At 64.6% G+C, this 12124-nt stretch carries 6 protein-coding genes; 3 read left to right on the top strand and 3 right to left on the bottom strand.

Annotated features, from left to right (window positions below; translation table 11 throughout):
* Positions 1-10: 10 nt before the first annotated feature.
* Positions 11-6925, bottom strand: a complete 6915-nt coding sequence (locus ACVDG8_RS00560; RefSeq protein ID WP_455707483.1) for a hypothetical protein — start codon at positions 6923-6925, stop codon at positions 11-13.
* A gap of 499 nt (positions 6926-7424) precedes the next feature.
* Here ACVDG8_RS00560 and ACVDG8_RS00555 point away from each other — a divergent pair, with 499 nt between their 5' ends.
* The 3 genes from ACVDG8_RS00555 to rimO all read left to right on the top strand — a co-directional run bounded on the left by ACVDG8_RS00555 (position 7425) and on the right by rimO (position 10159).
* Positions 7425-7832, top strand: coding sequence for a DUF930 domain-containing protein (locus tag ACVDG8_RS00555; RefSeq protein WP_447252965.1), 408 nt, complete (start codon positions 7425-7427; stop codon positions 7830-7832).
* A 168-nt stretch (positions 7833-8000) separates the two neighbouring features.
* Positions 8001-8666: a TerC family protein gene (locus ACVDG8_RS00550; protein ID WP_447252964.1), complete on the top strand. Its 666-nt coding sequence runs from the start codon at positions 8001-8003 to the stop codon at positions 8664-8666.
* A 179-nt stretch (positions 8667-8845) separates the two neighbouring features.
* On the top strand, positions 8846-10159 hold the full coding sequence (gene rimO / locus ACVDG8_RS00545) for a 30S ribosomal protein S12 methylthiotransferase RimO (RefSeq protein ID WP_447252963.1): 1314 nt from the start codon (positions 8846-8848) through the stop codon (positions 10157-10159).
* Positions 10160-10272: 113 nt separating this feature from the next.
* On the opposite strand, the gene ACVDG8_RS00540 is transcribed toward rimO, so the two are convergent.
* Both ACVDG8_RS00540 and ACVDG8_RS00535 read right to left on the bottom strand, forming a co-directional pair.
* A complete protein-coding gene (locus ACVDG8_RS00540; protein ID WP_447252962.1) occupies positions 10273-10719 on the bottom strand; it encodes a hypothetical protein in 447 nt (148 codons plus the stop codon).
* A 329-nt stretch (positions 10720-11048) separates the two neighbouring features.
* Positions 11049-12116, bottom strand: coding sequence for a BMP family ABC transporter substrate-binding protein (locus tag ACVDG8_RS00535; RefSeq protein ID WP_447252961.1), 1068 nt, complete (start codon positions 12114-12116; stop codon positions 11049-11051).
* Between the last annotated feature and the right edge of the window lie 8 nt (positions 12117-12124).

Here is a 12124-nt window from a genome sequence, read left to right as displayed (position 1 = left end):
GCTCCGATCCCTACCAGTTCACCTTGAGCCCGACATCGCCGCCATAGCTCTTGACGCCGTCGCCGAACTTGCCGTCGAAGGCGGCGAATATCGAGGTGTTGTTGCTCCAGTTCATCTTCAGGCCGGCATTGACGGCAACCGCGTCCTCGGCTGCGGAGGTACCCTGGATGACGAAGGAGGTGCCGGGCGCCGCCTGGAAGCTCGGCTTCACTGAACGGTCCGGCTCGAATTCGTGCACCCAGGCCGCGCGGGCCCAGGCCTGCAGCGATTGACCGTCGCCGACGCCGATCGTGGTGTCGAGCTGCAGGCCCAGCGAGACCGGCAGCGAGGTGACGACGTGGTGATCGAAACTCAGGCCCAGGGCTCCGCCATCGGTCGACGTCTCGTCGAAAGCGTCCATCGAAAGGAAGGCGAACTGCAGCCCGGCGAAAGGCGTGATGGCGCCAGCACCCACCTGCTGTCGCCAGCCGGCCTCGATGTTGGTGCCGAACCCGGCGCTCAGGAAATTGCTGCGCCAGTTCTCGGGCGTCACGCCGGCCACCGGATCAATCGGCGAGTCCGAGCCGGGCACGGCCGCGGTGCGGTGGATGTTGTTGTTGTAGAGGCCGAAGGCAAGCGCGCCGTCGATATAGAACTGATCCCATTTGTGCGCGACATAAGCACCGGCCTGGGCGCCGACGATATTGCCCGAAGTCTGGCGGTCCTCGACGGCGAATGAACCCGCAGAGCCACCCAGCGCAAAGCCCACCAGCGTGTCGGGATCGCCGGTGGTTTCCATGCCCGCGGCGAGGTTGCCGCCCCTGTAGACAGTACCGGCACTGCCCACGGCCGCATCGCCGCTGATCTCACCGCCATTGCCGCCGGCGCTCGCCCAATAGCTCCAGCGCCGCTGATCGGGCTGCAGCGCCTTGAATGGATTCTTCTTGGGCTTCGCCGGCTCGGCATAGGCCTGCGGCGCGGCCGTGACATCCGTCGGATCAGTGCCGACGCCACTGCGCCAGAAATCGGCCTGGCGGCCCATCGAGGCGAAGAAGCTTTCATAAGCGCCGAACTGCGGCTGCTCGACACCGGAAACGCCCTCGCCCGAGATCGAATCATAGACGGCGCCGAGTTGCTCGACCGTCGGAATATAGAACAGCGCCTCGGCGATCTTCTGGAAACTCGGTGATGTCGGGCCGCCGCTCTGAATGGCGTTGACAGCGTTCGCGACCGGAATCTGGTTCGCGGTCAGGCCGGTGGGAGCGAAATTGATGTCGACGCCGAGATAGGCATCGTTAAGGCCTTGATACTGCAACTGATATTGCGCAACCGCGCTTGCGATCGCACTCAGCTCCAGTCCGGTGTGCGAAATACCGCCATCGGCGTGCAGGATGTGGAACGTCTGGCTCCCGGGCTTCGCCGCGGCCGCATCCATGATGTTGAGATCGACCGCGCCACCGAGATCCGCCGTGCCCGTGACGTTAATGAGGTCGGCTGCCGGATCGAGGTCGACGTCGAGCTTGTAGGCGCCGGTCGAGGCCTGGTTCCAATTGCCGACGAGATTGGTGGTCATCACATTGTTCTCGCCGCCCGGCGAGAAATAGCCGCTATCGGCAAAGAGGTTGCCGGTGCCGAGCTTGGCGTCGGCGCCGGCATTGAAGATGGCATTGGCTGCGTTGGTGAAGCTGTTGGCGCCGGCGCCGAGATCGAAGGAGCCGGTGACCGTGCCGTAATTGGTGACCGCCTCCTTGCTGTCGCCGGAAAGGATCGCCCACCCGCCGGCGGTGCCGCTCGCGGTCGTGATCGTGCCCTTGTTGCTGATCGTGTTGTTGTTGCCGTCGATGATCCAGACGCCGACGCCGATATGGTTTGCGTCGCTGGCGCCGCCCGAGACCTTGCCGGTGGCGCTCGTCAGGTTGATAGCAATGTCGCCATTGCCTTCTGACGCCTTGCTCTGCGCGACAATGGCGCTGGTGCCGGCGGCATGGGTGACGACCGAGCCCGCAAAATCGACGGTGACATTGCCGGCGACGCCCTGGAACAGCGGGTTGAGCGGATGGAGAGTATCCTTTGTGCCGCCCGCGCTCTGCGCAAAGATGCCGATGGAGCCACTGCCATAGGTGTCGATCGTACCGGCATAGTTGACATGGATGACGCCCGAGTCCCCAAAGTCGCCATTGCTGCCGACATGGTAGTCTGTGATCGTCCCCAGCACCGGGAGGTCGTTGCCGAGCGTGCCGAGTATGCCGCCGCCGCCGCCGATCGACTGGGCGAAGATGCCGGCCGAGGACGAGCCGTGGGTGATGATCGCACCGTTGCCCTCGACAGTGACATCCTTGCCCGAGCCGCCACTGCCGCCGCCTTGGCCAAAGGCCAGGCCGATGCCGAGATTGAGCGCCGGGATCGGCCCCATCGCTTGCTCAAGCACGCGGTCGACATTGCCGGCGACACCGCCGCCGCCGCCGACCGACTGCGCGAAGATGCCGTTGGAGGCCGCGCCGAAGGTCTCGATCTTGCCGTTGCCGTTGTTGATCACGTGGACGATGCCGCCGTCGCCGCCACTCGTGCCCTTGCCGCCGACGCCGATCGTGCCGGTGGCGCCGATATTGGCCTTGCCGCCGACGCCGCCGCCGCCGCCGACCGACTGGGCGAAGATGCCGTTGGAATTGCTGCCCTTCGTGGTGATGTTGCCGGTGTTGGTGACCTCGACAAGGCCGCCAATGCCTGACCCGCCGCCATTGCCGCCGACGGCTGCGCCGAGAGAGCTGTAAATCTTGGTCTTGCCGAACAGCACATTCGCGATCAGCGCCGCCGGGACCGGGATCAGTTCGCCGGTGCCGAGCAGGCCATTGCCGCCCGCGCCGCCGCCGCCGCCCACGCTCTGCGCATAGATGCCGTCGGCAAGCGAACCGTTGGTCGTGATGCTGCCATCGTTGGTGACGGTCACATGCCCGCCATCGCCGGCCGCGCCGCCCTGACCGCCGACCGCGATCGACATGGCGACGTTGATCAGCGCATCCGGGGACGCATCGCCCTTGCCGACCAGTACGTTGATCGAATTGGCGCGGCCGCCGATACCGCCGCCGCCGCCGATCGATTGCGCAAAGATGCCATAAGCGCTGTTGCCGGTGGTCACCGTATCGCCGGCGATGTCCGTGTTGGTGGTGATGAGGCCGGTCTCGATGTTTCCGTGGTTGTTGACGGTGACGTCCTTGCCGTCGCCCGCCAAGGCGCCGTTGCCGCCGATCGCCACGGAGATGTTGGTGTTCTGTGCGCTCGAGCTGGTCGCGTTAGCCCAGCTTCCGACCGCCGTGATCGCATTGCCGCCATCGCCGCCGCCGCCGCCCGCGCTCTGCGCGAAGACACCGGCCGAATTGTCGCCATAGGTCCGGATGACAGACCAGTTGTTGACCGTCGCAGTCGAACCGTCGCCGCCAAGCGCGCCCTGGCCGCCCACGGTGACGCCTATCGACGCCAGTGGCAGGTTGCTGTTGTTGATGCCGAGGTTGACACCGATCGCGAAGCCGCCATCGCCGCCGCCGCCGCCAATCGACTGCGCCCTGATGCCGTCGGCGCCAAGGCCGAAGGTGGTGATGGTGGAGCCGGCGACGATCGCGCCGAGCGCGTCCTTGCCCGCGTCGACGATGACGGCGCCGCCGTTCCCGCCTGTGCCGCCCGTGCCGCCGACGGCGACCGATATGTTGGCCCCCGGCCCCATTGAGCCGGCGCCCGATGCGGCGTAGCCGCCGGTGCCTCCGCCGCCGCCGACAGACTGCGCCCAGATGCCGTGGGCTTGCGTGCCATGGGTGGTGATATTGCCGCCATTGGTGACATGCACCGTGTCGCCGACGCTGCCTGTGCCGCCGCTGCCACCGACCGCGATCGAGACGGCAACCGCCGGAATCTCTTCTGGATCGGGCGAAACCGCGACCGAGAAAGCGATCGCCCCGCCGCCGTTGCCGCCGCCGCCGCCGACAGACTGCGCGAAGATGCCATAAGCCTTGATACCCGTGGTGCTGATGTCACCCTGGTTGCTGACCGTGACGGTGCCGCCGCTGCTGCCATCGCCGGCATCGCCGCCGATGGCGGCCGATATCGCGCCGACCGCGAGTGCGCCGGCGATGGAGAAGCCGCCATTGCCGCCGCCGCCGCCGAGGCTTTGCGCGTTGATGCCGATCGACCCGTCGGCATGGGTGATGATCGTCGAGGCGTTGTTGACGGTAACTGCCTTGGCGAGGCCACCTTCCGCCCCCTTGCCACCGAGGGTAACGGTCAGCGCAACCGCGCCGATCGTGCCGCCGCCGGCAAAGCCACCATTGCCGCCACCGCCGCCGACCGATTGCGCGAAAATGCCAAAGGCCTGGAGACCGTAGGTCTCGATCGTGCCGCCCGTGGTGTTGACGTTTACGATGTCGCCGATGCCTCCAACGCCGGCAGCGCCACCCATGGCGAGACCGAAACTGAACGCGCCGCCGCCACTCACCGCGACGGCGCCGCCGCCATCGCCGCCGCCGCCGCCGACGCTCTGCGCGAAGATGCCGTAGGCGCTGTCGCCCTGGGTGGTGATGTCGCCCTTGTAGTTGACGGTTACGTCCTTGCCATCGCCGCCAGGGCCGCCCTTGCCGCCGAGCGCGAAGCTGGCGCCGGCGCCGGAGGTGCCGTTCGCGACCGAGACCGCAAGACCTCCCCTGCCGCCGCCGCCGCCGACCGACTGCGCGAAGATGCCATAGGCCTGGGCGCCGGTGACGACGGTTTGGCCTTGACCGTTGGTGGTGCGCATGCCGGTACTGATGTGGGAGGTGAGGAGGCCGCTGAGATTGCCCGGCGTGGTCACGTGATTGACCTCCACCGATCCGCCGTTGCCGCCCTTGTCGCCAGCGCCACCGATGGCGATCGAGATCGGCGCTCCCGCAGTATAGGAGCCACCGCCATTGCCGCCACCGCCACCCAGCGACTGCGCGAGGATGCCGACGGAATTGTCGCCGCTTGTCGTGAGGTAGCCGGAGGAATTGGCGGTGACCTTGAGGCCGTCGCCGCCGCCGCCGCCCGAGCCGCCGATGGAGAAGAGCCCGCCGCTGGAGCCGCCGTCGCCACCGCCGCCACCGACCGACTCCGCCTGGATGGCGGTGCCGACCGTGGTGATGCGGCCGGTGTTGTTGACCGTGACGGTGCCACCATTGCTGGTAGCGCTGCCAGCGCCACCGATGGCGACGAGGCCGCCGCTGTCGCCGCCATTGCCGCCGCCGCCGCCGACTGACTGGGCGAAGATGCCGCGTGCCTTCGGGCCGATGGTGATCAGCGTGCCGTCATTGTTGACGGTTACGGAGCCGCCGATGCCGCCGGCCGAACCGTCGCCGCCGATGGCGACAAGGCCGCCACCACTCGAGCCCGAGCCGCCGCCGCCGCCGATCGACTGCGCCACGATCGCGTCGGCGCCGACGTCATGGGCGTCGGGATTGGTACCGCCATAGGTTATGATGGTGGTCCCGGCCGCATTGTTGACGATGACCGTGCCGCCATCGCCACCGGCCGCGCCGGTGCCGCCTATAGCGACGAGGCCGCCGACATCGCCTGCCGCGCCGCCGCCGCCGCCGATCGACTGCGCGAAGATGCCGTAGGCGCCGGTGCCGTGGGTGGTGATGTCGCCGCCGGCATTGTTGTTGATCGTGACTGTGGAACCGGTGCCGCCGCCGCCGCCGAGCTTGCCGCCAAGCGCGACGATGCCGCCGGCATCGCCCGCATTGCCGCCGCTGCCGCCGAGCGATTGCGCCCAGATACCGTGCGATTCCTTCTGCGACGTTTCGATGATGCCGCTGTTGGTGACGGTGACCGTGCCGCCATTGCCGCCCGAGGTGGCCGAACCGGGCAGGCCCACGATGCCGAAGCTGTCGCCACTGCCGCCGCCTGCACCGCCGATCGACTGTGCGAGGATGCCGGGTGACTTCTGGCCGGTCGTGATGATGTGGCCGCTGTTGACGACCGTGACCGGGCCTCCAGTCGTTGCCGGCCCACCCGAGCCGCTCGGGCTGAGGATGTAGCCATCGCCGCCGTTGCCCCCCTTGCCGCCCTTGCTGAGCGCGAAGATGCCAGGTGAGTTGTTGCCTCCGGTGGTCAGGTCGACCGAATTGTGCAACGTGACCGTTCCGCCCGCGCCCGCCGCGCCGCCATTGTAGGGCCCGAGCGCGCCGTAGGCATCGCCGCCATTGCCGCCATTGCCGCCGATGCTGGCGACGGTGACGGCCGGCGTGTTGTCGGCATTGTTGCCATAGGGACCGTTGACGCCGCCGACCAGCGTGACGTCGACGGTCGGGCCGTTGCCGCCGGGGCTGCCATCGGAGCCGTCATAGCCGATGGTGATGCTGCCGAGGATGCCTAGGTCGATATGGACGCCATAGCCATTGCTACCGCCTGCGCCTTGGGTGCCAACCTGACGGTTGACATAGACTTGGCCGTCGGCGTTGCTGCTGCTGCCACCATTGCCGGCGCCGCCAGCCGCGCCGCTATTGTCGAAAATGTTCGGCTTGAAGGCGTCTACAACCGAGGTCGGATGGCTCGAATCCGTCTGGTTGGTGACGTTGATCCCGGTGATGAGACTGGTAGTCGGGTTCGTGATATAGCTGTCGACTTTATAGGTTACGCCACCCGACACATAGGTGGAGTTAAGGGCCGGCGCGTCGACAAGGATCGCATTGTACTCGGTGACCGAGCCAACGGTGACCGACGTAAGCGCCCAGCCGGAGCCGAGGTCCTTGACCACCGTTTCCAATGCGTTGGTGTCGGGGTTGTGTACCTGACTGCCGACGACGACGGCGGCCAGCGCCGCCTCGGGGGCGAACAACAGGAACGAGGCCGCGACTGCGGCGACCGCAGTTGGGCCGGGACGAGGAGCGCGCAAAACGTATCCAAGGCCGAACTTCGACCCCTTGGTCGTCTCAATTTTCGCCATTGCCACAGTCCCCCCGGGCCGTCCGACCCGTCCCCATCCGACTATGGCCTGACCCAAGGGCAGCCTACTGTCAACGTCGACGCGACAGGGATCCGTTGGCGGAATTCGTGGCTCTGCTGTAGCCGGAAAGTAATCGACGCTCTCTCTTGACAGCTTGTCGAGTAATGAAACGCTTGGATTTCTTGGCTTTTCCTACAGATCGGATAGGTTTGATTTCGCCCGATTTGATGATGACAGCGCTGAACATGGCCAGCCAAGCGAGCCTGAACCGGCGGCTTTGAGGTTGACTTTTTCTGGGTGTATCAACGTTGGCCGCCTGTTTGCCCGGGAGCGACAAGACGCAGTGCGACTACGGCCTGAAAACGCCGTTGGTGATTCTGCAAGTCGAAATCACCTGCGGTTACAAAAGGGTGTATCCGGTTGCCGGGGTGCAGGCGCTGCGCAACCCCACCGGTTAGCGGCGCGTAAAATACCGTTTATTTGATTTCTCGGTCAAAATATGCTGCTTGTCGCGCCCATGAAAAAGCTCTGCCTGATGGTTCTGGCGTCGCTGACGCTGGCTTTGCCGGCCAAGGCGATGGACAATGCGCTGCGTGCCGGCCTGTTGAAGCTCGATCCGGAGACCCGCCTGGAGCAGCGCTGCGACGCCGAGGTGCTCGACCGCATCAGCCACGACGATCGCAGCTACAAGGCTGACCGTGTGGTGGCCTATGCCTTTGCCACGCCCCAGATGAGCGCCGACGCCATCAAGAGCTCCGGCGCCGCCTTTCGCAGCAAGGGCCAGTGGTACCGGCTGAAGTTCAAATGCCAGACCGCGCCAGACCATATGGAAGTGCTGCAATTTCGCTACAAGATCGGCGATGAGATCCCGGAATCGGACTGGGCGAAATATAATCTCTACGACTAGTTTCCCCACGCCATTCGAGCTCCCGGCTGCCGCTGGGAATCCCCGGCTCTACGGGAGCAAACCCATTTTGCCATGATGCTGAAACCCTGCGCCTTGACGCCGATGGACCATGCCTTTAGGGCCGTCTCAGCACAGGCGACGCTCATTTCAGGCAAGGATTTCTAGTTTATGGAAATATTCACTGCCGCAGGCCTTTCCGCTCTCCTCCAGGTCGTTGCAATCGATCTCGCGCTCGCGGGCGATAATGCAATTGTGATCGGCCTCGCCGCCGCCGGCCTTCCCGCCGACCAGCGCAAGCGCGCCATTCTCGTCGGCATCGCGGCAGCCACCGTGCTGCGCATCATCTTTGCCCTGATCACGCAATGGTTGCTGAGCATCGGGCCGATGCTGCTGCTGGCCGGCGGCCTGCTGCTGTTGTGGGTGTGCTGGAAGATGTGGCGTGAGCTGCGCGTCAGTCACGAGGACGAGCGTGACGCGACCGAGGCCCTTTCCAACGGCACGGTCGCCGGTAAAGGACGCAAGACCTTCTCCCAGGCCGCCTGGCAGATCGTCATCGCCGACGTTTCGATGTCGCTCGACAATGTGCTGGCCGTCGCCGGCGCCGCCATGAAGCACCCGACTGTGCTGATCATTGGGCTGGTGCTCTCGATCGCGCTGATGGGCTTTGCCGCGTCCTTCGTCGCGCGCCTGCTGCACAAATACCGCTGGATCGCCTATATCGGCCTGCTGATCATCCTCTACGTCGCCATAAACATGTTCCTCGAAGGCGCCGTGCAGCAGTTTCCGCAACAGTTCGGTTTTCTGGCGCCCTGGTTCGGACCGGACGGTCACTGACGCCTCCGTCAGGCTGAACGGCTATCGGATCGCGCCGGTCTCGACCGTCGGGCAGGTTTGCTTCTGTGCCGAAGCATGCTATTGCGCCGCACAAATTGGCCTAAAGCCGCGCGCGTAGATCGACACAGTCAAGGCCTCGAGCCCGATCCGCGAGCTCTTGTTTCTTGGAAAATAGCCCCATGTCCGCCCCTCGCGTCAGTTTCGTCAGTCTTGGATGTCCGAAGGCGCTCGTCGATTCCGAGCGTATCATCACGCGCCTGCGCGCCGAAGGTTACGAGATCGCGCGCAAGCATGACGGCGCCGACCTCGTCGTTGTCAACACCTGCGGCTTTCTCGATTCCGCGCGCGACGAGTCGCTCAACGCCATCGGCTCCGCGCTGTCGGAAAACGGTCGCGTCATCGTCACAGGCTGTCTCGGCGCAGAGCCCGACGTCATCCGCGAGAAGCACCCCAACGTGCTCGCGATCACCGGGCCGCAAGCCTACGAGAGCGTGATGGCCGCGGTGCATGAGGCGGCACCGCCAAGCCACGACCCCTATATCGATCTTCTGCCGCCGCAAGGCGTGAAGCTGACGCCGCGCCACTACGCCTACCTGAAGATCTCCGAGGGCTGCAACAACCGCTGCACCTTCTGCATCATTCCCGCACTGCGTGGCGACCTCGTCTCGCGGCCGGCGGCGGATGTGTTGCGCGAGGCAGAAAAGCTTGCCAAGGCCGGCGTCAAGGAACTCCTGGTCATCTCCCAGGACACCAGCGCTTACGGCATCGACATCAAGTACCAGACCTCGATGTTCGGCGACCGCGAGGTCCGTGCGAAGTTCCTCGACCTGTCCGAGGAGTTGGGCAAGCTCGGCATCTGGGTGCGCATGCACTACGTCTATCCTTATCCGCATGTCGCCGACGTCATCCCGCTGATGGCCGACGGGAAAATCCTGCCCTATCTCGACATCCCGTTCCAGCATGCCTCGCCGCAGGTGCTGAAGAACATGCGCCGTCCCGCCCATGGCGAAAAGACTTTGGAGCGCATCCGCGGCTGGCGCGAGGTCTGCCCCGACCTGGCGATACGCTCGACCTTCATCGTCGGCTTCCCCGGTGAGACGGAAGAAGACTTCCAGATGCTGCTCGACTGGCTCGACGAGGCCAGGATCGACCGCGCCGGCTGTTTCAAATACGAACCGGTCAGAGGCGCGCGCTCCAACGAGCTTGGTCTGGAGCAGGTGCCGCAGGAGGTCAAGGAAGCGCGCTGGCACCGCTTCATGCAGCGCCAGCAGAAGATTTCGGCGACGCAGCTCGCCAAAAAGGTCGGCAAGCGCCTGCCCGTGCTGATCGACGAGGCGCATGGCATCTCAGCCAAAGGCCGCACCAAATATGACGCGCCAGAGATCGACGGCTCGGTGCACATCCAGTCGCGGCGGCCGCTGCGCCAAGGCGAGATCGTCACCGTCAAGATCGACCGCGCCGACGCCTACGACCTTTACGGGTCGGCGGTCTAGATTCAAAAATCTTCCAGGCCGGCTCGGCAAGCCACGTCCGGGCCCAAGCCGCCGAAAGGGCGCCCTTCGCCGCGCCCCCGGCTATCGATAGCTCTCTCGGCCTTAGCGTCTGATCAGAGCTTTACCGCCTCGATTGCGACCAGGGACCGGTCGATCGCCTGATTGAGAGTGGCATCAAGGCTCTTGCCCGCCGACCCGGTTGCGACCGCCGACAGCCTTGCGGCAAATCCCAAATGAAAATCCACGAACCACTCGGGGTGCGGCTCGGGTTCCGGAAATGGCCACCACCACCACGGAGGAAACTTCGGGATCTTCGGTCGCGTCGGACACCAATCGTCGAGATCGCTGAACAGTGCCTTCATATCGAGTCCGCTTCGCCCGGCCAACCAGGCGTTGTGGACGAATTCGTCAGCGACCGCGGCGCCCAGTTCATGCGGCGGCAGCGGCTGAGGATTGAGGGCGACCTGCGCAAGCCGGCCCTGTGGCCCGCGCGGGATGACATCGTAAATGGCGGGAATACGTTTCCCGATGATGGCCAAAAGCTTTTTATTCAATTGCATAAGACCTCCTTCTGCGGGCGCTTGTTACGCCGGCTGGTTTCGTCTGATCTGCATGATCAGCATGGAAGTAGAGGTCGCTAATGTATGTGAAAGCATTCACGGAGCCGGCCACAGATATTGCACCGGAGTCGTCAAAACGAAATTCTAGAAGAAGATACGACGATATTTAGGTTGAATATTTAACAATCAAAAACAATGGATTGGTCTTTAGCCGGTTGGCAAGAAGCGAAGTGAAAATTCAACCCTGGAGCAGGAAACCCCCGCCAATCTATCTGCAAACGAATGAGGGCGCCACGAGGCGCCCTCTCCGGTTAGAACTTGGTCGCCGCTTACTGCGGCAGCTTGTCGTCGATGCCCTTGACGTAAAAATTCATGCCGAGCAGCGTGCCGTCGTCGGCGACTTCGCCGTCCTTCAGCCACGCCGAACCGTCCTGCTTCGAGACGGGGCCGGTGAACGGGTTCCAGCCGCCGGCGATCTTCTTCTCGGTCGCCTCTGCCATCGCCTTCACGTCGTCGGGCATGTTGGTGTAGGGCGCGAGCTTGACCGCGCCATCCTTGATGCCCAGCCAGACATTGTCCGGCTTCCAGGTGCCGTCGAGGGCCGCCTGCACGCGGCTGATGTAATACGGGCCCCATTCGTCGGTGAGCGAGGTCAGCTGCGCGTTCGGCGCGAACTTGATCATGTCCGACGACTGGCCGAAGCCGTGCAGCTTGCGCTCCTCGGCGACCTGCAGGGCGGCAGTGGAATCGGTGTGCTGGACGATGATGTCGGCGCCCTGGTCGAACAACGCCTTGGCGGCGTCGGCTTCCTTGCCCGGATCGAACCAGGAGTTCACCCACACGATCTTGACCTTGAAGTCGGGATTGACCGACTGCGCGCCGAGGATGAAGGAGTTGATGCCCATCACCACTTCCGGGATCGGGAAGGAGACGATGTAGCCGGCAAGGCCCTTCTTCGATTCCTTGGCCGCGATCTGGCCGAGCACATAGCGGCCCTCATAGAAACGCGCATTGTAAATGCCGAGATTGTCGCCGGTCTTGAAGCCGGTGGCATGCTCGAACATCACCTTCGGGAATTTCTTGGCGACCTTCACCTCGGCATCCATGAAGCCGAAGGAGGTGCCGAAGATGATCTTGCAATTCTCGCGGGCCAGACGCTCGAAGGCGCGGTCGGCGTCGGGGCCTTCCGAGACGTTTTCGAGATAGGCGGTCTCGACCTTGTCGCCGAGCGCCTTCTCGACTTCGAGCCGGCCCTGGTCGTGCTGGTAGGAATAGCCGAAGTCGCCGATCGGACCCGTATAAACCCAGCAAGCCTTGAGCTTGTCGGCCGCCTGGGCGGTTGCCGCCAGCGACAAGGCCGCCGCCGTGGTCATCAACGCAATAAGCAGTTTTTTCATTGTGTTAC

Source organism: Mesorhizobium sp. ORM8.1 (assembly GCF_053005525.2).
Note: the sequence above shows the minus strand (reverse complement) of the source record. Positions and strands in the feature narration are given on the sequence as shown.